The 23652-nt window shown below is 73.2% G+C and carries 24 protein-coding genes; 22 read left to right on the top strand and 2 right to left on the bottom strand.

Annotated features, from left to right (window positions below):
• Positions 1 to 2: 2 nt before the first annotated feature.
• The 16 genes from murG to EBO35_RS19415 all read left to right on the top strand — a co-directional run bounded on the left by murG (position 3) and on the right by EBO35_RS19415 (position 17051).
• Complete coding sequence (gene murG, locus EBO35_RS07850; RefSeq protein WP_122817226.1) at positions 3 to 1115, top strand: undecaprenyldiphospho-muramoylpentapeptide beta-N-acetylglucosaminyltransferase; 1113 nt, start codon at positions 3 to 5, stop codon at positions 1113 to 1115.
• Positions 1112 to 2539, top strand: coding sequence for a UDP-N-acetylmuramate--L-alanine ligase (murC, locus tag EBO35_RS07855; RefSeq protein ID WP_122817227.1), 1428 nt, complete (start codon positions 1112 to 1114; stop codon positions 2537 to 2539). The genes murG and murC overlap by 4 nt, the downstream gene beginning before the upstream one ends.
• The gene (locus EBO35_RS07860) at positions 2523 to 3290 is read left to right on the top strand and encodes a cell division protein FtsQ/DivIB (protein WP_241153916.1); all 768 of its coding nucleotides are present in this window, start codon (positions 2523 to 2525) and stop codon (positions 3288 to 3290) included. Before murC ends, EBO35_RS07860 begins: the two co-directional genes overlap by 17 nt.
• Positions 3291 to 3460: 170 nt before the next feature.
• Complete coding sequence (gene ftsZ / locus EBO35_RS07865) at positions 3461 to 4765, top strand: cell division protein FtsZ (RefSeq protein ID WP_122817229.1); 1305 nt, start codon at positions 3461 to 3463, stop codon at positions 4763 to 4765.
• A 4-nt stretch (positions 4766 to 4769) separates the two neighbouring features.
• Positions 4770 to 5486, top strand: a complete 717-nt coding sequence (gene pgeF, locus EBO35_RS07870; RefSeq protein WP_122817230.1) for a peptidoglycan editing factor PgeF — start codon at positions 4770 to 4772, stop codon at positions 5484 to 5486.
• A complete protein-coding gene (locus EBO35_RS07875) occupies positions 5483 to 6214 on the top strand; it encodes a YggS family pyridoxal phosphate-dependent enzyme (protein WP_122817231.1) in 732 nt (243 codons plus the stop codon). The genes pgeF and EBO35_RS07875 overlap by 4 nt, the downstream gene beginning before the upstream one ends.
• 61 nt (positions 6215 to 6275) lie before the next feature.
• Positions 6276 to 6815, top strand: a complete 540-nt coding sequence (locus EBO35_RS07880; protein ID WP_122817232.1) for a cell division protein SepF — start codon at positions 6276 to 6278, stop codon at positions 6813 to 6815.
• An 88-nt stretch (positions 6816 to 6903) separates the two neighbouring features.
• Positions 6904 to 7155 carry a YggT family protein gene (locus tag EBO35_RS07885; protein WP_241153917.1) on the top strand — a complete coding sequence of 84 codons (252 nt, stop codon included), beginning with the start codon at positions 6904 to 6906 and terminating at the stop codon, positions 7153 to 7155.
• A 94-nt stretch (positions 7156 to 7249) separates the two neighbouring features.
• Positions 7250 to 8002: a DivIVA domain-containing protein gene (locus EBO35_RS20160; RefSeq protein ID WP_263457646.1), complete on the top strand. Its 753-nt coding sequence runs from the start codon at positions 7250 to 7252 to the stop codon at positions 8000 to 8002.
• A gap of 193 nt (positions 8003 to 8195) precedes the next feature.
• Positions 8196 to 8789 (top strand): TraR/DksA family transcriptional regulator, encoded by a 594-nt coding sequence (locus tag EBO35_RS07895; protein ID WP_122817235.1) that lies wholly within the window; start codon positions 8196 to 8198, stop codon positions 8787 to 8789.
• Entirely contained in the window at positions 8762 to 9346 is a 585-nt protein-coding gene (gene lspA / locus EBO35_RS07900; RefSeq protein WP_122817236.1) for a signal peptidase II, read from the top strand. Before EBO35_RS07895 ends, lspA begins: the two co-directional genes overlap by 28 nt.
• Positions 9346 to 10281 (top strand): RluA family pseudouridine synthase, encoded by a 936-nt coding sequence (locus tag EBO35_RS07905; RefSeq protein WP_122817237.1) that lies wholly within the window; start codon positions 9346 to 9348, stop codon positions 10279 to 10281. The genes lspA and EBO35_RS07905 overlap by 1 nt, the downstream gene beginning before the upstream one ends.
• The gene (locus EBO35_RS07910; RefSeq protein WP_206422707.1) at positions 10268 to 10738 is read left to right on the top strand and encodes a GNAT family N-acetyltransferase; all 471 of its coding nucleotides are present in this window, start codon (positions 10268 to 10270) and stop codon (positions 10736 to 10738) included. Before EBO35_RS07905 ends, EBO35_RS07910 begins: the two co-directional genes overlap by 14 nt.
• Positions 10739 to 10947: 209 nt before the next feature.
• Complete coding sequence (dnaE, locus tag EBO35_RS07915; RefSeq protein WP_122817238.1) at positions 10948 to 14502, top strand: DNA polymerase III subunit alpha; 3555 nt, start codon at positions 10948 to 10950, stop codon at positions 14500 to 14502.
• On the top strand, positions 14502 to 15065 hold the full coding sequence (locus EBO35_RS07920; protein WP_122817239.1) for a hypothetical protein: 564 nt from the start codon (positions 14502 to 14504) through the stop codon (positions 15063 to 15065). Before dnaE ends, EBO35_RS07920 begins: the two co-directional genes overlap by 1 nt.
• A 225-nt stretch (positions 15066 to 15290) precedes the next feature.
• The gene (locus EBO35_RS19415; RefSeq protein ID WP_164477862.1) at positions 15291 to 17051 is read left to right on the top strand and encodes a DUF3352 domain-containing protein; all 1761 of its coding nucleotides are present in this window, start codon (positions 15291 to 15293) and stop codon (positions 17049 to 17051) included.
• Positions 17052 to 17114: 63 nt separating this feature from the next.
• Here EBO35_RS19415 and ybaK read toward each other — a convergent pair whose 3' ends face one another.
• Entirely contained in the window at positions 17115 to 17624 is a 510-nt protein-coding gene (ybaK, locus tag EBO35_RS07940) for a Cys-tRNA(Pro) deacylase (RefSeq protein WP_122817240.1), read from the bottom strand.
• 52 nt (positions 17625 to 17676) lie between these two features.
• Positions 17677 to 18342 carry an LON peptidase substrate-binding domain-containing protein gene (locus EBO35_RS07945; RefSeq protein ID WP_122817241.1) on the bottom strand — a complete coding sequence of 222 codons (666 nt, stop codon included), beginning with the start codon at positions 18340 to 18342 and terminating at the stop codon, positions 17677 to 17679.
• A gap of 70 nt (positions 18343 to 18412) precedes the next feature.
• Here EBO35_RS07945 and hisD point away from each other — a divergent pair, with 70 nt between their 5' ends.
• The 6 genes from hisD (at position 18413) to hisF (ending at position 23638) form a co-directional block, all read left to right on the top strand.
• Entirely contained in the window at positions 18413 to 19711 is a 1299-nt protein-coding gene (hisD, locus tag EBO35_RS07950) for a histidinol dehydrogenase (RefSeq protein WP_122817242.1), read from the top strand.
• Between the two features lie 3 nt (positions 19712 to 19714).
• Positions 19715 to 20812, top strand: a complete 1098-nt coding sequence (locus EBO35_RS07955; protein WP_122817243.1) for a histidinol-phosphate transaminase — start codon at positions 19715 to 19717, stop codon at positions 20810 to 20812.
• A complete protein-coding gene (hisB, locus tag EBO35_RS07960; protein ID WP_122817244.1) occupies positions 20809 to 21417 on the top strand; it encodes an imidazoleglycerol-phosphate dehydratase HisB in 609 nt (202 codons plus the stop codon). Before EBO35_RS07955 ends, hisB begins: the two co-directional genes overlap by 4 nt.
• A complete protein-coding gene (hisH, locus tag EBO35_RS07965) occupies positions 21414 to 22052 on the top strand; it encodes an imidazole glycerol phosphate synthase subunit HisH (protein WP_122817245.1) in 639 nt (212 codons plus the stop codon). The genes hisB and hisH overlap by 4 nt, the downstream gene beginning before the upstream one ends.
• 93 nt (positions 22053 to 22145) lie before the next feature.
• Positions 22146 to 22880 carry a bifunctional 1-(5-phosphoribosyl)-5-((5-phosphoribosylamino)methylideneamino)imidazole-4-carboxamide isomerase/phosphoribosylanthranilate isomerase PriA gene (gene priA / locus EBO35_RS07970; protein ID WP_122817246.1) on the top strand — a complete coding sequence of 245 codons (735 nt, stop codon included), beginning with the start codon at positions 22146 to 22148 and terminating at the stop codon, positions 22878 to 22880.
• Entirely contained in the window at positions 22877 to 23638 is a 762-nt protein-coding gene (gene hisF, locus EBO35_RS07975) for an imidazole glycerol phosphate synthase subunit HisF (RefSeq protein ID WP_122817247.1), read from the top strand. Before priA ends, hisF begins: the two co-directional genes overlap by 4 nt.
• Positions 23639 to 23652 lie beyond the last annotated feature (14 nt).

Here is a 23652-nt window from a genome sequence, read left to right on the forward strand (position 1 = left end):
CGATGCGCGTACTCCTCGCCGGCGGCGGCACCGCCGGCCACACCTCGCCCCTGCTCGCCACGGCCGACGCCCTGCGTCGCCTCGACCCCGACGTGGCGATCACCTGCCTCGGCACCCCGCGGGGGCTGGAGAACACGGTGGTCCCGGCCGCGGGCTACCCGCTGGAGCTGATCCCGCCGGTCCCGCTGCCGCGGCGGCTGGGCAAGGACCTGCTGACCGTGCCGCGCCGGCTCCAGGAGGCGCGCCGGGCGACGGAGGCGGTCTTCGACCGGGTCCGGCCCGACGTCCTCGTCGGCTACGGCGGCTACGTCTCGCTGCCGGCGTACCTCACCGCGCGCAAGCGGGGCATCCCCTACGTCATCCACGAGCAGAACGCCGTGCCGGGCCTGGCCAACCGGGTCGGGTCCCGATCAGCCGCCCGGGTCGCTGTCAGCTTCCCGGACACCCCGCTGCACGGCGCCGAGTACGTCGGGCTGCCGATCCGCACGATGATCTCCCGGCTGGACCGGCCCGCCCGCCGCGCCGAGGCGCGCGAGTTCTTCGGCCTGGACGCCGAGCGCCCGACGCTGCTGGTCACCGGCGGCTCCCAGGGCGCCCGGCGGCTGAACCAGGCAGTCTCCGGCGCCGCCGGAGCCCTGGCCGAGGCCGGGGCCCAGGTGCTGCACGCCCAGGGCAAGCACGGGGGAGCCGAGCCCGCGCTGCCCGTGGGCTCCGCGGCGAACCCGGCCTCGGACGTCGTGGCGAACGTCGTGCCGTACGTCGTGCTCGACTACATCGACCGGATGGACCTCGCCTACGCCGCGGCCGACCTGGTGGTCTGCCGCGCCGGCGCCAGCAGCGTCAGCGAGGCGGCCGCGGTCGGCCTGCCGGCGGTCTTCGTGCCGCTGCCGATCGGCAACGGCGAGCAGGAGCGCAACGCCCGCCCGGTCGTGGCCGCCGGCGGCGGCCTGCTGGTCCCCGACGCCGAGCTGACCACGGAGTGGGTGGTCGCGAACGTCCCCGGCCTGCTCACCGACCCCGACCGGCTGCACGCGATGAGCGTGGCCGCCGCCGGGCTGGTCCCGCGCGACGCCGACGACCGGCTCGCCGCGATGATCGTGGAGGCGGCCCGGTGAAGGTCGCGGTTCCCGAGGAGATCCTGCCCGCCGACCGGCTCGGCCGGGTGCACTTCGTCGGCATCGGCGGCGCCGGCCTGTCCGGGATCGCCCGGATCATGCTGGCGCGCGGCATCCCGGTCAGCGGCAGCGACGGGGTGGACTCCCCGACGCTGGAGGGGCTGCGGGCGCTCGGCGCCCGGGTTCACGCCGGGCACGCGGCCGACCAGCTGGGCGACGCGGACACGGTGGTGGTCTCCACGGCGGTCCGTGAGGACAACCCCGAGTACCTCGAGGCCGTCCGGCGAGGCCTGCGGGTGCTGCCGCGCTCGGCGGCGCTCGCCTCGCTGATGGCCGGGCGCCGGGTGCTGGCGGTCGCCGGCACCCACGGCAAGACCACGACCACCTCGCTGCTGACAGTCGCCCTGCAGGCCGCCGGCGCGGACCCGACGTACGCCGTGGGCGGTGACCTCGCCCAGACCGGCCGCAACGCCGGCGAGGGCACGGGCGACCTCTTCGTCGCCGAGGCCGACGAGAGCGACGGCGCCTTCCTGGTCTACCGCCCGTGGGCGGCGATCGTCACCAACGTCGAGGCCGACCACCTCGACAACTGGGGCACCGAGGAGGCCTACCGGGCGGCGTTCACCGAGTTCGCCGAGCACGTCGACCCCGCCGGGTTCCTGGTCTGCGTCGTCGACGACGAGGGCGCGGCCGACCTGGCCCGCGCCACCCGGGCCCGCGGCCGGACAGTGGTCACGGTCGGCGAGTCCGCCGACGCCGACGTGCGGGCGATCGACCTGGAGCTGGTCGGCACGACGTCCGCGTTCACGGTGCTCGACGGCGACGTCGAGCTGGGCCGGGTCACCCTGCAGATCCCGGGCCGCCACTACGTGCTGGACGCGCTGGCCGCCCTGGCCGCCGGGCTCCGCCTCGGGCTGTCGTTCGAGGGCCTGCGGGCCGGGCTCGAGGGCTTCACCGGCACCCGCCGCCGGATGGAGCGCAAGGGCGAGGCCGCCGGGGTCCGGGTCTACGACAGCTACGCCCACCACCCCGTCGAGATCGCCGGGGACCTGCAGGCCGGCCGGGCCGTCGCGGGGGAGGGACGCCTGATCGTCGCCTTCCAGCCGCACCTGGTCTCCCGGACCAGGATCTTCGGCACGGCCATGGGCGAGGCCCTGGGCGCTGCCGACGAGGTAGTGGTCCTCGACGTCTACCTGGCCCGCGAGGAGGCCGACCCCGCGGTCACCGGCGAGCTGGTGGCGTCCGCGGTGCCGCTCCCGCCGCAGCGCGTGGCGTTCGCGTCCGGTCTCGAGGACGCCGCCCGCGAGCTGGCGGCCCGGGCCCGTCCCGGAGACCTGGTGCTGACTCTCGGCGCAGGCGACGTGACCACTGTCGGTCCCCGGGTCCTCGAGCTCCTGGGAGGCGCGGGTGCCGACCAGGACTGAGCGGCCGGACCCCGCCGACCGCGCCGACACCGCCGCCGCCGAGCGGACCCGGCGCGCGTTCGCCCGGCGCCAGTGGCGCCGGCGCTGGCTGGCGTGGCGTCGGGTCGGGGTCGGCGTCCTGGTGCTGGCGGTCCTGGCAGGCGGCGGCTACGCCGTGTGGTTCTCCTCCTGGCTCGCGGTCTCCGAGGTGCGGGTGCGCGGCGTGGAGGTGCTCACCGCGGACGCCGTCCGCGCGGCCGCGGACGTCCCGGACGGGACCGCGCTCGCGACCGTCGACCTGCCGGCCGTCGAGGCCCGGGTCGAGGCCCTCGCCGCGGTGGCCTCCGCCACCGTGACCCGCCAGTGGCCCGACGGCGTGCTGGTCGAGGTCGAGGAGCGCGAGACCGTGGCGGTCGTGGAGCTGGGCGGGACCGTGCGAGGCATGGACGAGGACGGCGTCGTCTTCCGCACCTACCGACGGGCCCCGGCCGGCGTACCGCGGGTGGAGGCGGTCGGCGTCATCGACGCCGAGGCGCTCACCGAGAGCGCCCAGGTGGTGGCCGCGCTCCCGGACGACCTGGCCGTGCGCATCGACCACGTGCAGGTCGGCACCGTGGACCGCATCGCGCTGGTCCTGCGCGACGGGCGCCGGGTGGTGTGGGGGAGCGCCGAGGACTCCGCCCGCAAGGCCGACGTGCTGGAGCGGCTGATCTCCCGCCGGGCGCGGACCTACGACGTCAGCGTCCCGGGACGGCCGACCACCCGCGACTGAGGTCCGAGAACTTTTCTCGGACGCGGCGCGACCGGCGTGTCGGACGCCGTGACGGCGTACTGCTGCCTAGGGTCGTAGTCACGACGAGGTTGACATAACTATAACCCTCAGCCTGAGGGTCAGAGTTCCCGCCCGTCGACCCGGACCCGAGCAGCGAGAGGCAATTCGCCGTGGCAGCAGCGCAGAACTACCTGGCCATCATCAAGGTCGTGGGCATCGGTGGCGGCGGCGTGAACGCCGTCAACCGAATGATCGAGGTCGGCCTCAAGGGCGTCGAGTTCATCGCGATCAACACCGACGCTCAGGCGCTGCTGATGAGCGACGCCGACGTCAAGCTGGACATCGGGCGGGAGCTGACCCGCGGGCTCGGTGCCGGCGCGAACCCCGATGTCGGTGCTCGCGCCGCCGAGGACCACGCCGAGGAGATCGAAGAGGTCATCAAGGGCGCCGACATGGTGTTCGTGACCGCTGGTGAGGGTGGCGGCACCGGCACCGGCGGTGCACCCGTCGTGGCCCGGATCGCCCGGTCGCTGGGCGCCCTGACCATCGGCGTGGTGACCCGTCCGTTCGCCTTCGAGGGACGCCGCCGCGCGAACTCCGCGGAGGAGGGCATCGCCGGGCTCCGCGAGGAGGTCGACACGCTGATCGTGATCCCCAACGACCGGCTGCTCTCGATCAGCGACCGCAACGTCTCGGTGCTCGACGCGTTCAAGCAGGCCGACCAGGTGCTGCTCCAGGGCGTCTCCGGCATCACCGACCTGATCACGACCCCGGGCCTGATCAACCTCGACTTCGCCGACGTGAAGTCGGTGATGGCCAATGCCGGCTCCGCGCTGATGGGCATCGGCTCCGCGCGTGGCGAGGACCGCGCCGTGGCCGCGGCCGAGGTGGCCGTCTCCAGCCCGCTCCTCGAGGCCTCCATCGAGGGTGCCCACGGTGTGCTGCTCTCGATCGCTGGTGGCTCGGACCTCGGGCTGTTCGAGATCAACGAGGCCGCCGCGCTGGTGGCCGAGGCCGTCCACCCCGACGCCAACATCATCTTCGGCGCCACGATCGACGACGCCCTGGGCGACGAGGTCCGCGTGACCGTCATCGCCGCCGGCTTCGACGGCGGCACCCCCAAGCGCCGCGACGAGGGGACCGTGCTGCGCCGCGAGACCAAGCCGCGGGCGGTCGAGGAGGCCCGGCCCGCGATGCCGGGTCGCGAGGAGCGGGCGCCGCGCGCCGAGCGGGTGCCCGCGGGTGCCGGGGCGGGCCAGCCGACCTCGGGCGAGAACGGTCGGTCCGCGCCGGCCGGCCAGTCGAGCCAGTCCGGCCAGGCCGGACAGGCCGGGCAGGCCGGACAGGGGAGTCAGGCCGGCCAGGGCAGCCCTGCTGCCCCGTCGGCCCAGCCGACCCACCCGGCGCCGAGGTCCGCCCCACGACCGGTGCAGTTCGACGACGACGACCTGGACGTCCCGGACTTCCTGAAGTAGTCGCTTGTACTCCTTCCGCGCCTCCCTCGGCCCCGTCGACCTGGCCTTCACCGACCGGTCCGGCGGGGTCAGCGCCGACCCCTTCGACTCCCTCAACCTCGCTCTCGTCGGCGACGACGACCCGCAGGCCCGCGCCGAGAACCTGCGCCGCGTCCTCAAGGACTTCGCCCCCGGCGACCGGCTGGCCGAGCTGCGCCAGGTGCACGGGCGCGAGGTGGTCGCCGTCGGCGCGACCCCGCCGCAGCGGCCCGCCGGCGACGCGCTGGTCACCGACCGAGCCGGCGTGGTGCTCCTGGTCCGGGTGGCCGACTGCGTCCCGGTGCTGCTGGCCGACCCCGACGCCGGGGTCGTCGCGGCGGCCCATGCCGGTCGGGCCGGCGTCGCCGCCGGTGTCGTGCCGGCGACGGTGCGGGCGATGCGGGAGCGGGGTGCGCGGGCCGTGACGGCCTGGATCGGTCCGCACGTGTGCGGCTCGTGCTACGAGGTGCCGACGGAGCTGGCGGCCGAGATCGTCGCTCTCGAGCCGGCCGCCGCGGCGACGACCTCGTGGGGGACACCGGCCCTGGACCTGGGGGCAGGGGTGCGCGCCCAGCTCGAGCGGGACGGGGTCACGGTCGTCGACGCGGCGCGCTGCACCCGCGAGTCCCCGGACCTCTACTCTCACCGCCGCGACGGCGCTCGTGCCGGCCGGCTCGCAGCGCTCATCCGGAGGCGTGCATGAGCACCGGACCGCAGGGGCACGTCAGCACCGCGGAGCGACGCCAGGAGCTGGCGGCCAACCTCGCCGCCGTGCGCGAGCGGATCGCCCGCGCGTGCGCGGACGCCGGCCGCGACGCCGACGAGGTGACCCTGGTCGTCGTCACCAAGTTCTTCCCCGCCTCCGACGTGCGGCTGCTCGCCGACCTCGGCGTGCGCCACGTGGGGGAGAACCGCCACCAGGAGGCCGAGGCGAAGGCTGCCGAGTGCGCCGACTTGGGTCTGACCTGGCACTTCATCGGCGGCCTGCAGAGCAACAAGGCCGCGGCGGTCGCGGCGTACGCCCAGGTGGTGGAGTCGGTCGACCGCTCGAAGCTCGTGCGCCCGCTGGACCGGGGCGCCCAGGGCCGGGACGCCCCGGTGGACGTGCTGCTCCAGGTGAGCCTCGACCCGCCCGGGGCGGTCGGCCGTGCCGGGGCCGACCCGGCCGACGTGCCGGCGCTCGCGGCCTCCGTCGCCGAGGCGCCCGCGCTCCGGCTGCGCGGACTGATGGGCGTCGCGCCGCTCGGGGGCGACCCGGAGGCGGCGTTCGGCCGGCTCGCGCAGGTGCACCGCGACCTGCGCGCCACCTTCCCGGACGCCACCTGGCTCTCGGCCGGGATGAGCGGGGACCTGGAGCAGGCCGTGCGCGCCGGTGCGACACACGTCCGCATCGGCTCGGCGGTCCTCGGTTCGAGACCGGAAACCAAGTAGTGTCCGAATCACCGTCACGTGCACCCGGACTCGGGTGCCACAGTTCCGAAGGGGAACACTCATGAGCGGCGCTATGCGCAGGATCGGCGAGTACCTCGGCCTGGTCGAGGACACCGGTCGCTACGACGACGAGGTCGACGGCCAGTACGACGACGGGGACGGCTACGGCGCCGAGACCCAGGCGATGCCGGCGTCGCGGCCCAAGACCCGCGAGGCCCGGCGCGAGGCGCGTCCGGCGCCGGTCGCGGACCTCGCCGAGCGCCGCCGTCCGGTGCCCGCCGGCGCCGCCGGAACGGTCGGTCCGGTCGGGGTGGTCGCGGAGCTCTCGCGGATCCTCACCCTGCACCCCCGCACGTACAACGAGGCCCGGACCGTCGGCGAGAACTTCCGCGACGGGACGCCGGTGATCATGAACCTCTCCGAGATGGACGACGCCGACGCCAAGCGCCTCGTGGACTTCGCGGCGGGCCTGGTCTTCGCGACGCGTGGCACCATCGAGCGCGTGACCAACAAGGTCTTCCTGCTCTCGCCGGCCAACGTCTCGGTCTCCTCCGAGGACAAGCAGCGGATCGCCGAGGGCGGATTCTTCAACCAGAGCTGAGGCCCGTCAGGGGTATCGGCTCGTTCACGAGCAGGAGCGAAGTCCGCACGTGCAGGCCGTTGGTGTTCTTCTCTATGTCGTTGTCCTGGTGTTCTTCGCCATGCTCTGGATCCGGTTCATCGTGGACTGGGTCCAGGTCTTCGCGCGCGGCTGGTCCCCGCGGGGGCTGCTGCTGGTCGTGCTGGAGACCGTCTACACGGTGACGGACCCGCCGATCAAGGCGCTGCGCCGCGTGATTCCCCCGCTGCGCATCGGCAACTTCGCCCTGGACCTCAGCTTCCTGATCGTCATGGTCTGCACCTACGTGCTGCTCTCGGTCATCCGTGGCGTGTTCGCGTGAGGCGGGCCGGGTGCCCGGCGGGTCACACCAGTCACACCGCAGGCGCTATTGTTCGACGGACACATCAGCAACCGATGAATGAATGGGTGAGGTCATGCCGCTGACGCCTGAGGACGTGAGCAACAAGCGCTTTACGCCCGTCCGGCTTCGTGAGGGCTACGACATGGGCGAGGTCGACCAGTTCCTCGACGAGGTGGAGGCCGAGCTCGCGCGGCTGACCAAGGAGAACGACGACCTCCGGGCGAAGCTCTCCGCCGCACAGTCGGGTGCTCCGGCCCCCGCGCCGGCGGAGAAGGCTCCCGAGCCGGTCGTCCAGGAGAAGGCTCCCGAGCCTGCTCCTGCTCCGACGCCCGCCCCGGCGCCGTACGCCCCCGGGTCTGGCTCGATCCAGACCATCCGGGTCGAGACGGTCCCCGAGGCCTCCAGTGCCGCAGCGCGGCTGCTGGAGATCGCGACCCGGAACGCCGACGAGGTCATGGAGGACGCGAAGAACGAGGCCGACAAGATCGTCGGTGCGGCTCGGACCAAGGCCGAGCGCCTGGAGTCGGAGTCGAAGAGCAAGGCGGACCGGCTCGAGGCCGACGCCCGTACCCGTGCGCAGATGCTGGACTCCGAGACCGCGGAGCGGCGCCAGACGCTGTTCGGCGAGCTCGAGCGGGAGCGTGACCGCCTCACGAACGAGGTGGAGACGCTGCGGTCCTTCGAGCGCGAGTACCGCTCGCGCCTGAAGACCTACTTCACCCAGCAGCTCGAGGCGCTCAACGGCGCCGCCGAGACTCCCGCGCCCACCGACGAGCAGCCGGCGCCCAAGCGCCTGCGCTCGATCCTCGGCGACGACGAGAGCTGAGCGAGCAGCACAGCACGAGAACAGCCTCACCGCGACGCGGCCGGCCCCTGAGGGGGTCGGCCGCGTCGCGTTTTGCTGCGTCCTGCCCGCCGCGGTTTCCACAACGGGGTGGCGGCAGGGCGGGGAAGTGGTTACTGTCCGTGAACTCGGTTGTGGCCCAGGCCACAAATCCCGGCGCCTGAGGAGGCCCGTGATGGCTCGCAGCAAGACCACCTCACCCGACGACAAGTCCGCGAGCGCGGCACGGGACGTGAACGGCAAGGTCGCGGGCGCTGCCCCGGGCTCCCCGGCGCGCAAGGCCCCCGCCGCCAAGGAGCCCGCGCCGAGGAAGGCCGCCGCGAAGAAGACCTCGGCGAGCCGGGGGAGCAGGTCCGGGTCCTCCGCGCAGCACGCCACCGTCCTGGTCGTGAAGGAGGGCGAGAGCGCGTGGACCTCGACGGAGCTGGCGGAGGTGCTCGCCGAGCTCCAGGCCCAGCGCGGGCGCAGCCTGACGATCGTGGGGGAGCACGAGCACGAGCTGAGCGGCCTGATGCGCGACGCCGGCGACGGAGCCGGCCAGGACCAGGCGGACGTCGGCTCGACGACGTTCGAGCGTGACCACGAGCTGCACGTGCTGACCAGCGAGCGCGACAAGGTGGCCCAGATCGACCGGGCCCTGGGACGCATCGAGGACGGCACCTACGGCGCCTGTGAGACCTGCGACCAGGCGATCGGGAAGATGCGGTTGATGGCTTTCCCGCGTGCGACACTGTGCCTGACATGCAAGCAGCGGGAGGAGCGTCGCTGAACGGCGCAGGTGAGACAGCCGATTCGGACGACCACGAGGACCAGCGCCGGCCCACGGCCGAGGCGCGATCGCGCTGGCGGCGACCCCGGCTGCTGCTCGTCGCGGTGGCCCTGGTCGGGTACGTCGTGGACGTGTCGACCAAGGTGCTCGCCGTCGCGAGGCTCCAGGACCGCCCCGACGTCCCGGTCGTCGGCGACCTGCTGGTCCTGCACCTGGTCCGGAACCCCGGAGCCGCGTTCAGCACCGGGACCGAGTACACGGTCGTGCTCAGCCTGATCTCGATCGCCGCCGTGGTGGCCATCTGCGTGGCGGCGCTGCGGGTGCGCAGCAACGCCTGGGGGGTCGCCCTCGGGGTGCTCCTCGCGGGGGTCGCCGGCAACCTCACCGACCGGATCCTGCGCTCGCCCGGGCCGCTGCGCGGTCACGTCATCGACTTCCTGATGCTGCCGAACTGGCCGGTCTTCAACGTCGCCGACATCTGCATCAACCTCGCGGCCGCGCTGATCATCGTCCTGGCCTTCCGCGGGATCCGGCTCGACGGCACCCGGGTCGCGTGATGGCGGGCTCGGAGCACCGGTCGCTGACCGTCCCGGATGGTCTCGCGGGGGAGCGGGTGGACATCGCGATCGCCCGGATGTTCGGCGTCTCCCGCAGCCGCGCAGCCGACCTGATCACGGAGGGGCTGGTGCGCCTCGACGGCGCCGAGATCGGCAAGAGCGACCGGGTGCTGCCCGGGTCGACCCTGGAGGTCACGATCCCGGCGCTGACCGACCCCCTCGCGGTGGTCCCGGAGGTCGTCGACGGCATCAAGATCATCCACGACGACGACTCGATCGTGGTGATCGACAAGCCGGTCGGCGTCGCCGTCCACCCCTCCCCGGGCTGGAACGGCCCCACCGTCGTCGGGCACCTGGTCGGTGCCGGGTTCCGGATCGCCACCAGCGGCGCCTCGGAGCGGCAGGGGATCGTCCAGCGCCTCGACGTCGGCACCTCGGGCGTCATGGTGATCGCGAAGTCCGAGCGCGCCTACTCGGTGCTGAAGAACGCGTTCCGGCACCGGACTGTCGCGAAGACCTACCACGCGCTCGTCCAGGGCCACCCGGACCCGCTGCAGGGCACCGTCGACGCCCCCATCGGCCGGCACCCGCGCGCCGACTACAAGTTCGCGGTGATGGCCGACGGCCGCGCGAGCGTCACCCACTACGAGACCCTCGAGGCGCACCGCTTCGCGAGCCTGCTCGAGGTGCACCTCGAGACCGGGCGCACCCACCAGATCCGGGTGCACATGTCCGCGCTGAAGCACCCGTGCGTCGGTGACCTGACCTACGGCGCCGACCCGACGCTGGCGCGCCGGGTGGGGCTGGAGCGCCAGTGGCTGCACGCCGTGCGCCTGGGCTTCGAGCACCCCGAGAGCGGGGCGCAGGTCGAGTACGAGTCGTCCTACCCTGCGGACCTGGCCCACGCCCTCGACGTGATTCGTGACGCCAGCTGAGGACGAGCTGCTCCTGCGGCCCGCGGGGATCGAGGACGCCCCGGCGGTCGCTGCGGTCCACCTCGCCTCGCGGCGCAGCGCGGTCCGGGCGGGCACGATGCCGCCCGCGGCGCACCCGGACGCCGAGGCACTGCCGTGGCTGCGCGGCCGCCTCGCCACCGACGAGGTCTGGGTCGCCGAGGTCGCGGGCGCCGTGGTGGCCTACCTGCGGCTGAGCGGGGACTGGATCGACGACCTGTACGTCGTACCCGGCCAGGCCGGGCACGGGATCGGGACCGCGCTGCTCGAGCTCGCCAAGCAGCTGCGGCCCGCCGGCTTCGGGCTGTGGGTCTTCGAGATCAACGCCCCGGCCCGGCGCTTCTACGCCCGCCACGGCCTGGTCGAGGTCGAGCGCACCGACGGCTCCGAGAACGAGGAGCGCTCGCCCGACATCCGGGTCGTCTGGCAGCCCGCCTGACCCCGGTGCGCGGCCCTCGTCGGCCCTCGTCGGCCCTCGTCGGGTCGTCCGTCGGGCCGCCGGTGAGGTGCCGCACACGAGTGCCGGCGACACGGTCGGCCGGCGGTGTCGGTGGTCCCTGGCAGGTTAGGCTGACACTCTTCCCCGAGAGATCCCGACCGCCCACCAGGGCGGTGCTCAGTGCTGCCAGGAAGGACCCCCAGGCGACGATGTCGACCGGTTCCCAGGACTCGTTCGTCCACCTCCACGTGCACACCGAGTACTCCATGCTCGACGGTGCCGCGCGGCTGGGTGCGATGGCCGAGCGCACCGCCGAGCTCGGCATGCCCGCGATCGCGATGACCGACCACGGCAACGTGTTCGGCGCCTACGAGTTCTACCGCAAGGCCAAGGACGCCGGCGTCAAGCCGATCATCGGCATCGAGGCCTACTTCGCGCCGAACATCTCCCGGTTCGAGAAGCGCGGCGTGAACTTCTACGACGGCGGGCCCGACGACGTCTCGGCCCGCGGCGCGTACACGCACATGACGCTGCTGAGCGAGTCGACCGAGGGGATGCACAACCTCTTCCGGCTCTCCACCGGCGCCTGGCGCGACGGGTTCTTCAAGCAGCCGCGCATGGACCGCGAGCTGCTGGCCCAGCACTCCGCGGGCATCATCGGCACCACCGGCTGTCCCTCGGGCGAGATCCAGGTGCACCTGCGCTACGGCCAGTACGACGCCGCGCGCCAGGTGGCCAGCGACTACCAGGACATCCTCGGCAAGGAGAACTACTTCCTGGAGCTGATGGACCACGGTCTCTCGATCGAGAACCGGGTCCGCGACGGCCTGCTCCGGCTCGGCAAGGACCTCGGCATCCCGCTGCTGGCGACCAACGACTCGCACTACGTGATGCGCGAGGACGCCAAGTCCCAGGAGCACCTGCTGTGCATCAACTCCGGCTCGACGATGGACATCCCGGCCGGCGACGGCCCGGGGCAGCGCTTCGCCTTCAGCGGTGACGGCTACTACATCAAGAGCCCCGCGGAGATGCGGGCGCTGTGGGTCGACAAGTACGACCTGCGCGAGGCCTGCGACAACACCCTGCTCATCGCCGAGCGCTGCGACGTGGAGTTCTCCGAGGGCGTCGGCAAGTACATGCCGAAGTTCCCGGTCCCCGAGGGCGAGAGCGAGGACTCCTGGCTGGTCAAGGAGGTCGAGCGCGGGCTGCGGGTCCGCTACCCGCAGGGGATCCCGGACAAGGTCCGCAAGCAGGCCGAGTTCGAGATCGGCGTCATCACCAGCATGGGGTTCCCCGGCTACTTCCTGGTCGTCGCCGACTTCATCAACTGGGCCAAGGACAACGGCATCCGGGTCGGTCCCGGCCGCGGCTCCGGCGCCGGCTCGATGGTCGCGTACGCGATGCGGATCACCGACCTCGACCCGCTCGAGCACGGCCTGATCTTCGAGCGCTTCCTCAACCCCGACCGGGTCTCGATGCCCGACTTCGACATCGACTTCGACGAGCGCCGGCGCGGCGAGGTGATCCGCTACGTCACCGACAAGTACGGCGACGACCGGGTCTCCTACATCGTCACCTACGGCACCATCAAGGCCAAGCAGGCGGTCAAGGACTCCAGCCGCATCCTCGGCTACCCGTTCGCGATGGGCGACCGGATCACCAAGGCCATGCCCGCGGCGGTGATGGGCAAGGACGTCCCGCTCAAGGAGATCTTCGACCCCGAGCACAAGCGCTTCGGTGAGGGCGGGGAGTTCCGCACCCTCTACGACGGGGACGCCGACGTCCGCCGGGTGGTCGACACCGCGATCGGCATCGAGGGCCTCAAGCGGCAGTGGGGCGTGCACGCCGCCGGCGTGATCATGTCCAGCGAGCCGCTGGTCGACGTGATCCCGCTGCTGCGGCGCCCGGCCGACGGCGCGATGATCACCCAGTTCGACTACCCCACCTGTGAGGGCCTCGGCCTGATCAAGATGGACTTCCTGGGGCTGCGCAACCTCACGGTGCTCGACGACGCGGTCAAGAACATCGCCGCCAACCGCGGCGAGACGATCGTCCTGGAGGACCTGCCGCTCACCGACGAGGCCACGTTCGGTCTGCTCCAGCGCGGCGACACCCTCGGCGTCTTCCAGCTCGACGGCGGCCCGATGCGGGCGCTGCTGCGCTCGATGCGCCCCGACACGTTCGCCGACATCTCCGCGGTCGGCGCGCTGTACCGGCCCGGTCCGATGGGTGCCGACTCGCACAACAAGTACGCCCGCCGCAAGACCGGCCGCGAGCCGGTGGAGCCGATCCACCCCGAGCTGGCCGAGCCGCTCGCCGACATCCTGGGGGAGACCTACGGCCTGATCGTCTACCAGGAGCAGGTCATGGCGATCGCCCAGAAGCTCGCGGGCTACACGCTGGGCCAGGCCGACATCCTGCGCCGCGCCATGGGCAAGAAGAAGAAGTCCGAGCTGGACAAGCAGTTCGCGGGCTTCTCGGCCGGCATGCAGGAGCGCGGCTACTCGATGGCCGCTGTCAAGACGCTGTGGGACATCCTGCTGCCGTTCTCCGACTACGCCTTCAACAAGGCGCACTCCGCGGCGTACGGCCTGGTCTCGTACTGGACCGCCTACCTGAAGGCGAACTACCCGGCCGAGTACATGGCCGCGCTGCTGACCTCCACGCGCGACGACAAGGACAAGTCGGCGATCTACCTCAACGAGTGCCGGCGGATGAAGATCCAGGTGCTGCCACCGGACGTCAACTCCTCCGCGGCGGACTTCACCCCGGTCGGCACCGACGTGCGCTTCGGGCTCACCGCGGTGCGCAACGTGGGCAGCAACGTCGTCGAGGGCATCGTGGCCGCCCGCGAGGAGAAGGGCCGCTACAGCGACTTCAACGACTTCATGGCCAAGGTCCCCGTCCACGTGTGCAACAAGCGGGTCGTGGAGTCGCTGATCAAGGCTGGCGCCTTCGACGAGATGCAGCACCTGCGCCGGTCGCTGGTCGCGATCCACGAGACGGCCGTGGACCAGTACGTCGACATCAAGCGCAACGAGGCGATCGGGCAGGACTCGCTCTTCGGAGGCCTGGAGGAGGACGGCGGGGGCGGCTTCGGGATCAGCGTGACGATCCCGGACCTGCCCGAGTGGGACAAGATGACACTGCTCGGCCACGAGCGGGACATGCTCGGCCTCTACGTCTCCGACCACCCGCTGCTGGGGCTCGAGCACGTGCTCTCCGCCGGCACCGACTGCTCGATCGGCGAGCTGATGCTCGACGAGGAGCGCGCCGACGGCTCCCCGATCTGCGTGAGCGGCCTGGTCACCTCGGTGCAGCGCAAGATCACCAAGCGCGGCGACGCGTGGGCGATGGTGACGCTGGAGGACCTCGACGGCGCGATCGACGTGCTGCTGTTCCCCAGCGCCTACCAGCTGGCCAGCACCTACCTGGTCGAGGACGCGATCCTGACGGTCCGGGGGCGGCTCTCCAAGAGCAAGGACCAGCCGGAGATCCACGGCCAGGAGATCTCGGTCCCCGACATCTCGGAGGGGCCCAGCGGACCGGTCGTCATCAGCCTGCCGCAGACCCGGTGCACGCCGCCGGTCGTGGCCCAGCTCAAGGACGTCCTCGGGACCCACCGGGGGATGACCGAGGTGCGCCTGCGTTTGCTGAACCGGGATAAGACTCTGGTCATGGCCCTGGACCACCGCGTGACGCCCAGCTCGGCGCTGTTCGCCGACCTCAAGCAGCTCCTGGGCCCCGGTTGCCTGACCGGCTGATGAGCGCCCCCCACGACTCCGTGCGGAGCGACGACTCCACGGGCGCACTGGTGCGCCAGGGCCTGCTGGTCGTGGTGGGCTGCCTGGTCCTCGGCGTGCTCGGGGGCCTGCTCTGGTACCAGCTGTGGAATCCCGCTCAGGGGGTCGTCGTCGCGAGCCCGGGCTGTGCCCCCGCGGAGCAGTGCTGGACCCCGACGCCCCCCGAGACCGGGCGGGCCGGGGACTTCAGCGGCACCGCGCTGTACACGCTGGTGGCCCTGGGGGCCGGCCTGGTCGCCGGGCTGGTCGCGTCGCTGGCTGCGCGGCGCTCGGAGCTGGTGACGCTCGGAGCCCTGCTGCTCGGCACCGCCGTGGCCGGCGTGGTCATGGCCCGGGTGGGCGTCTGGCTGGGTCCCGCGGACCCCGAGGCCCTCGCGGCGTCCGCCGAGGTCGGCACCCGCCTGCCCGACGACCTGCAGGTCGTCGGGGTGAGCCCCTACGTCGTGATGCCGTTCGGCGGGCTGCTCGCGCTGGTGCTGGTCTATTTCATCGTGCCTCGGGAGTGGCCCGCGCGATCCCGCTGATCCGGGCTCGGCCCTGGTTACACTGCGGCCGTGTCCAGCTCTCAGCCGCCCGGTCCGTCGGGCCCGCCGCCGTCCAGCCCTCCGCCCTCGGGCCCGCCGCCGGCCGGGCCGCCGCCGGCCGGGCCGCCGCCGGCAGGGCCGCCCCCCGCAGGGCCGCCGCCCGCGGGTCCGCCGACCGGGCCGCCGCCGGCGGGTCCGCCGCCGGGCGTCCCCGGGCGGGCCGAGGTGCTCGAGCACGGTCGTGGGGGGCCGCTGCCCCCGCAGCCGCCGCGGACCCGGTCGGGCGGCGGACGCCGCAAGCTCTGGTGGATCGGCGGCGGCGTCGCCGCGGCCGCGCTGCTCGGCGCCGGTGCGGTCGGCGCCTGGTGGTACAGCGCCACCGGTCCGCAACCTGCGGAGGCCCTGCCGGCCTCCACCCTGGGCTACGCCTCGCTCGACCTGGATCCCAGTGGTGGGCAGAAGCTCGACGCCTTGCGGACGCTGAAGAAGTTCCCCGCCATCGCCGATGAGTTCGGGCTCGATGGCGACGTCGGTGACATCGACGTCGCCCAGAAGGTCGTCGAGCTGATCGAGAGCGAGTCGGGCTGCGAGGGCCTCGACTACGCCGACGACGTCGAGCCCTGGCTGGGCGACCGCCTCGCGATGGGCCTCGTCGACGCCGGCGAGGACGAGCCGGTGTCGGTCTTCGTGGTCCAGGTCACCGACGGCGACGCAGCCGAGGAGGGGGTCGAGACCCTCGACGAGTGCGCCGGCGGCACCAGCGAGCCCACCGGGCGGGTCGTGGTCGGCGACTGGATGCTGGTCGCCCAGAACCAGGAGATCGCCGAGAAGGTCGCCGAGGCGACCGAGGAGGGCAGCCTGGCCGACGACGAGACCTTCCAGCGCTGGATCGACGAGGCCGGCGGCGCCGGCATCGCCTCGGTGTACGCCGCGCCCGCCGCGGGACCGTTCATCGCCGAGGAGGTCGTCGGCGCGGGGCGTGGCCTCGGCGGTCCCGACGTCGTGTACGACGGGCAGGCGAGCTTCTCCGAGGAGCTCGTCGAGATTCCCGAGAACCCCCTGGCCAGCGAGACGCCCGGCGAGATGCCCAGCCCGAGCGCCACGGAGTCGCCCGACTGGGAGCCCAGCGAGGACCCCAGCGACGACGGGTTCGGCGACGACCTTGACGAGGACTTCGACGAGGACTTCGACGAGGAGCTCGGCGACGAGGAGCTGACCGCGGCGCTGGAGGACTTCGAGGGCATGGCCATGACCCTGCGGTTCGACGGGGGCGCGCTCGAGCTGGAGATGGCCGGCGACGCCGGGGTCGAGGCGCTCCGCGACCTGACCGGCGACACCGGCGCCGACGCGATGTCCTCCCTGCCCGACGACACCGTGGCCGCGCTCGGGCTCGGGATGCGCGAGGGATGGCTGGGGTCGCTGATGGACTACGTCGGCGAGACCACCGGGGAGGACACCGACTCGCTGCTGGAGGAGGCCGAGGCCGAAACCGGCCTGGAGCTGCCCGAGGACGTGGAGACGCTGACCGGCGAGTCGGCCGTGCTGGCGATCGGTCCGGGCCTGGACTTCGAGGAGTTCTCCGATCCCGCCGGCCTGCCGATCGCCCTGAAGGTGCTCGGCGACACCGACGCGATCACCGAGGTCCTCGACGACCTGCGCAGCGCGAGCGGCGCGCCGGACGGCATCCTCGAGGCGGCCAGCGAGGACGGCGCCGTGGCGGCCGGCCTCGACGAGGACTGGCGCGACGAGGTGCTCGGCGACGGCGACCTCGGCGGCACGGAGAAGTTCAAGAGCGTGATCCGGGACGCCGACGACGCCGGTGGCGTGCTCTACCTCGACCTCGACGCGATGCTGAACCTGATCGGCTCCGGCCTGGGTGACGACGACGAGGTGCGCGCGAACCTGGAGCCGCTGGCGGCGCTCGGGATGACCTCCTGGGTCGACGACGACGTCTCGCACGGCGTGCTGCGGATCACCACCGACTGACCGGTCCGGCTACCGAGCCGGCCCGGTGGGCCCGGTGGGCCCGGTGGGCCCGGTGGGACTGCCTCAGGGCCGTCCCACCGGCGCCGTGGTCGCCCCGGTGACTCCCACCAGGTCGGCCGGGGCGATCTCCAGGTCCAGACCGCGCCGTCCGCCGGAGACGAAGACCGTCGGGTGGTCGAGCGCGGAGGCGTCCACGACCGTCGGGTGCTGCCGCTTCTGGCCGATCGGCGAGATGCCGCCGACGACGTACCCGGTGGCCCGCTCGGCGGCCCCGGGATCGGCCAGCTGCGCCTTGCCGGCCCCCACCGCGCGGGCCAGCGCCTTGAGGTCCAGCTGCCCCGAGACCGGCACGACCGCCACGACCAGGCCGGGCCGGCCGGTGCCGGGGAGCCGGTCCACGCTGGCCATCAGCGTCTTGAACACCCGGGCGGGGTCGAGCCCGAGCGCCGTCGCCGCCTCCATCCCGTAGGACTCCGCGCGGGGGTCGTGGTCGTACTCGTGCAGCGTGTGCGGCACCCCGGCGCGGGTCAGCGCCCGGGCGGCCGGCGTCGCGCCGGTGCTCTTCTTGGCCATGCCGGGATTCTCGCCGGGCGGGAGCTCGGGGGAGCGGCGGGGCCGGTCCTGGCTAGTTGGGCGACCAGCGGGTGCGCGCCACCTCGGTGGCCGGCAGCGAGGGGATCACGTTCATCGCCCGCAGCTCCGCGCGCAGCAGGTCGGTGACCAGCACCAGCCGGTCGCCAGCGTCCTCGGCCTCCAGCAGCGCCTGCCGCTCGGCCATCGGCAGCGGCGCGCAGGCGGCGAGGGTCCAGGACAGGTACGTCGGGTCCGTGGGCAGCGGGCCGTCGTACGGGTCGGACCGGATGCCCGCCAGCGCAGCGCGGTAGGCCGTGAACGTCGCGCGGGCCTGCTCCAGGACCTCCTCGGAGACCCCGGCGGTGGCCTCGGGGCGCTCGACGACGTGGCCCACCGGGAACGGTCCGCCGGCCTCCAGGCGCTGGAGCTCGATGCGGTCCAGGCCCACGCCGACCAGGTCGAACGTGCCGTCCTCGTGGGCCTCGACCTCGGTCACCCGCACCCGCACGCCGACCCGGAACAGGGACTGGGCCCCGTGGTCGCCGACCTCGTAGCCCTCCCGGATGCCGACCGTGCCGAAGATCCGGTCGGTGGGGTCCTCGATCCGCATCAGGTGGTGGATCAGGGCGCGGTAGCGGTCCTCGAACACCCGGAGCGGCACGCTCACGCCCGGGAACAACACCGCGTTCAGCGGGAACATCGGCAGCGTGCGGCTCACAGGCGCGACAGTAGTCCAGCAGGCGTCGGGGTTTCGGCCGCCGGGGCGGCACGCTCGTAGAATCGGACCCATGATTCGCCGGATCGACCTGCGTGGGGCCACGGGCCCCGTCGACTACCGCGCCGCCGTGCCGCGCGCCGAGTTCGACGTCGAGGCGGCCACGCATGCGGTCGTCCCGATCCTCGAGGCGGTGCGCACCCGCGGCCTCGAGGCGATCCGGGAGCTCTCCGAGCGGTTCGACGGGGTCGCCGTCGGCGACATCCGGGTGCCGGCGGCCGCGCTGACCGACGCCCTGGAGGCGCTCGACCCCGACATCCGCAGCGGCCTGGAGGAGTCCGTCCGCCGGCTCCGGGCCACCTGTGCCGCGGAGCTGGAGCACGACGTCGTCACCGACCTCGGCCCCGGGGCCCGGGTCACCCACCGCAAGGTGCCGGTCGACCGGGTGGGGCTCTACGTCCCCGGCGGGCTGGCCCCGCTGGTCTCGAGCGTGCTGATGAACGTCGTCCCGGCCCAGACCGCCGGCGTCGGCTCGATCGCGCTGGCCAGCCCCCCGCAGAAGGACTTCGGCGGGCTCCCGCACCCGAACATCCTGGCCGCGTGCGCCCTGCTCGGGATCGAGGAGGTGTACGCCGTCGGCGGCGCGCAGGCGATCGCGATGTTCGCCTACGGCACCGGCCCGTGCCGGCGCGTCGACCTGGTCACCGGCCCCGGCAACATCTACGTGGTCACCGCGAAGCGGCTGCTCAAGGGCGAGATCGGCATCGACTCCGAGGCGGGTCCGACCGAGGTCGCGATCCTGGCCGACGACACAGCTGTCGCGTCCCACGTCGCCGCCGACCTGATCAGCCAGGCCGAGCACGATCCGCTGGCCGCCGCGGTCCTGGTGACCCCGTCGGTGGCGCTGGCCGAGGCCGTCGAGGCGGAGCTGATCGACCAGGTCGCGGCCACCAAGCACACCGACCGGATCCGCACCTCGCTGTCCGGGGCGCAGTCGGGCATCGTGCTCGTCGACGACCTGGAGCAGGGTCTGGCCGTGGTCGACGCCTACGCCGCCGAGCACCTCGAGATCCAGACCGTCGACGCCGCCGCGTGGGCGGCCCGGGTCCGCAACGCCGGCGCGATCTTCGTCGGCGCCTCCGCTCCGGTCTCGCTGGGCGACTACTGCGCCGGCTCCAACCACGTGCTGCCCACCGGTGGCTGCGCCTGCCACTCCTCGGGCCTGTCGGTGCGCGCGTTCACCAAGTCGGTGCACGTCGTCGACTACTCCCGCGAGGCGCTGGCCGAGGTCGCCGACCACGTGGTGACGCTCGCCGAGGCCGAGGACCTGCCCGGGCACGGCGCCGCGGTGCGCGTCCGGTTCCAGGACTGACCGATGAGCTTTCCTCCCCTGCGCGAGGAGCTGCGCGGCCTGCAGCCCTACGGCGCCCCGCAGCTCGACGTCCCCGTCCAGCTCAACGTGAACGAGAACCCCTACGGTCCCTCGGCCGCGTGCGTGGCCGACATCGCCACGGCGGTGGCCGAGGCCTCGACCACGCTGAACCGCTACCCGGACCGGGAGTTCACCGAGCTGCGCACCGCGCTCGCGGCGTACCTCTCCCGCGACACCCCGCACGGCGTGGTGCCGGAGCAGGTCTGGGCGGCGAACGGCTCCAACGAGGTGATGCTGCAGCTGCTGCAGGCCTTCGGCGGACCGGGACGCACCGCGCTCAGCTTCGCCCCGACGTACTCGATGTATCCCGAGTACGCCCGTGACTCGATGACCAGGTGGGTGCAGGGCCGGCGCGCCGAGGACTTCAGCCTCGACCTCGACGCTGCCCGTTCGCTGATCGAGGCCGAGCGGCCGAGCGTGGTGCTGCTGCCCTCGCCGAACAACCCCACCGGCACCGCGCTGCCGCCCGAGGCGGTCGGCGTGCTGTGCGAGGCGGTCGGCGCGGACGGCGTGCTCGTGGTCGACGAGGCGTACGGCGAGTTCCGGCGCAGCGGGACGCCCAGCGCCGTCGAGCTGCTGCCCGAGCACCGCAACCTGGTGGTCGCCCGGACGATGAGCAAGGCGTTCGCGGCGGCGGGGCTGCGGCTGGGCTACCTGGCCGCGGACCCCGCGATCTGCGACGCGATCCGCGTGGTCCGGCTGCCCTACCACCTCTCCGCGGTCACCCAGGCCGTCGCGCTCGCGGCGCTGCGGCACGCCCCCGAGCTGCTCGGCCGCGTCGACGAGCTGCGCGCCGAGCGGGACGACCTGGTGGCCTGGCTGCGCGAGCGGGGCCTGCGGGTGGCCGACAGCGACGCGAACTTCGCGCTCTTCGGGACGTTCCCCGACCGGCACGCCGTCTGGCAGGGTCTCCTGGACCGGGGCGTCCTGATCCGCGAGGTCGGCCCCGACGGCTGGCTGCGGGTCTCGGTCGGAACACCTGCGGAGATGGCGACGTTCAAGCAAGCACTGACCGATGTGATGGAAGAGGGACCGGCATGAGCAGGACCGCCCGCCTGGAGCGGCAGACCAGCGAGTCCAAGGTGCTCGTCGAGGTCGACCTCGACGGCTCCGGCCGCCACGACGTCGCCACCGGCGTCGGCTTCTACGACCACATGCTGATCTCGTTCGCCCGGCACTCGCTGGTCGACCTGACCGTCCAGGCCGACGGCGACACCCACATCGACGCCCACCACACCGTCGAGGACACCGCGATCGTGCTCGGCCAGGCGCTGCGCCAGGCCCTGGGCGACAAGTCGGGCATCCGCCGCTTCGGCGACGCCACCGTCCCGCTGGACGAGGCGCTGGTCCAGGCCGTCGTCGACGTCTCGGGACGGCCCTACTGCGTGCACACCGGGGAGCCGGAGGGGCAGCAGTACGTCCAGCTCGGCGGCACCGGCGCGGCGTACCTCGGCTCGCTGACCCAGCACGTCTTCGAGTCCCTGGCCTTCCACGCCCAGATCGCGCTGCACGTGCGGGTCCTGGCCGGCCGGGAGCCGCACCACCTCGTCGAGACCCAGTTCAAGGCGTTCGCCCGGGCCTTCCGGGACGCCATCGCACTGGACCCCCGGGAGACCGGGGTCCCGAGCACGAAGGGCTCGCTCTGAGCACCAAGAAGTCCGTCGCCGTCCTCGACTACGGGTCGGGCAACCTCCGCTCCGCCGTGCGCGCCGTGGAGCGCGCGGGCGCCGAGGTCACCTTGACCTCGGACCGCGAGCTCGCCGCGGAGGCCGACGGGCTGCTGGTTCCCGGCGTCGGCGCGTTCGAGGCGTGCATGGCCGGCCTGCGCGCGGTCCGCGGCCACGAGGTGATCGGCCGCCGGCTGGCCGGCGGCCGGCCGGTGCTCGGCATCTGCGTGGGGATGCAGATCCTCTTCGAGCACGGCGCCGAGCACGGCGTGCTCACCGAGGGCTGCGGGGAGTGGCCGGGCACCGTGGAGCGCCTGCAGGCGCCGGTGGTCCCGCACATGGGCTGGAACAACGTCGAGGTGCCCGGGGGCAGCACGCTGTTCGAGGGCCTCGCCGAGGAGCGGTTCTACTTCGTGCACTCCTACGGGGTGCGCTCCTGGGACCTCGTCACCAACGACCGGACCCGGGCGCCGCTGGTGACCTGGGCCGAGCACGGCGGCGACCGGTTCGTGGCCGCCGTCGAGAACGGCCCGCTCAGCGCCACCCAGTTCCACCCGGAGAAGTCCGGGGACGCCGGAGCCGCGCTGCTGCGCAACTGGGTGCAGTCCCTGTGACCCGGGCCTGACCCACCAGCCCGCACCGACCCGGCCGGCGCGGCCGCGTCGATCCCGTCCTGCCCACTTTGTCGTACTCCGAGGAAGATCCCGATGACCCACCTGCAGCTGCTGCCCGCCGTCGACATCACCGAGGGGCGCGCCGTCCAGCTCGCCCAGGGCGTGGCCGGCTCCGAGCGGGTGTACGGCGACCCGGTGGCCGCGGCGCGGCGCTGGCAGGACGCCGGGTCCGAGTGGCTGCACCTGGTGGACCTCGACGCGGCGTTCGGCCGCGGCAGCAACCGGGAGCTCCAGGCCGAGATCGTCGGCGCCCTCGACATCGACGTCGAGATGAGCGGCGGCATCCGCGACGACGAGTCGCTCGAGGCCGCCCTGGCGACCGGCTGCCGGCGGGTCAACATCGGCACCGCGGCGCTGGAGCAGCCGGAGTGGTGCGCGAAGGTGATCGCCGAGCACGGCGACCGGATCGCGATCGGCCTCGACGTCCGCGGCCGCACGCTGGCCGCCCGCGGGTGGACCAAGGACGGCGGCGACCTCTACGAGACCCTGGCGCGGCTCGACGCCGAGGGGTGCGCGCGCTACGTCGTCACCGACGTGAACAAGGACGGCATGCTCCAGGGCCCCAACCTGCAGCTGCTCCGGGACGTCTGCGCGGCGACCGACCGCCCGGTCGTCGCCTCCGGCGGGGTCACCGAGCTCAGCGACATCGCGGCGCTCATGGAGCTGGTCCCGATCGGCGTCGAGGGCGCCATCGCCGGGACCGCGCTCTACGAGGGCCGGTTCACCCTCGAGGACGCCCTCGCGCTGACCCGGGGCGCCTCGTCGTGAGCCTCGCGGTGCGCGTGATCCCGTGCCTGGACGTCGATGCCGGGCGCGTGGTGAAGGGCATCAACTTCCGTGAGCTGCGCGACGCCGGCGACCCGGTGGAGCTGGCGCGGACCTACGACGCGGAGGGCGCCGACGAGCTGACCTTCCTCGACATCTCCGCCTCCCACGAGGGCCGGGCCACGACGATGGAGATCGTCTCCGCGACCGCCGAGCAGGTCTTCATCCCGCTCACCGTCGGCGGGGGAGTCTCCTCGGTCGCGGACGTCGACCGGCTGCTGCGCGCCGGGGCTGACAAGGTCGCGGTCAACACCGCGGCGATCACCCGTCCCGAGCTGGTCGCCGAGATCGCCGACCGGTTCGGCAACCAGGTGCTGGTGCTGTCGGTGGACGCCCGGCGCGCGGCCGGCACGGCCTCCGGCTTCGAGGTGACCACGCACGGCGGCCGTCGGTCCGCCGGCCTGGACGCGATCGAGTGGGCGGCGCGGGCCGCCGAGTTGGGGGCCGGGGAGATCCTGCTCAACGCGATGGACGCGGACGGCACCCAGGACGGCTTCGACCTGGACCTGATCCGCGCCGTACGCCGTGAGGTCTCCATCCCGGTCATCGCCTCCGGCGGCGCCGGCGCCGTCGAGCACTTCGCCCCGGCCGTCGACGCCGGGGCCGACGCGGTGCTCGCCGCGACCGTCTTCCACTTCGGGACGCTGCGGATCCGCGACGTCAAGCAGTCGCTGTCCGCGGCCGGGCACGCCGTTCGCTGAGCCGGCGCCGACCG

This window comes from Nocardioides pantholopis (genome assembly GCF_003710085.1).
GTDB classification, from domain to species: Bacteria; Actinomycetota; Actinomycetes; order Propionibacteriales; family Nocardioidaceae; genus Nocardioides; species Nocardioides pantholopis.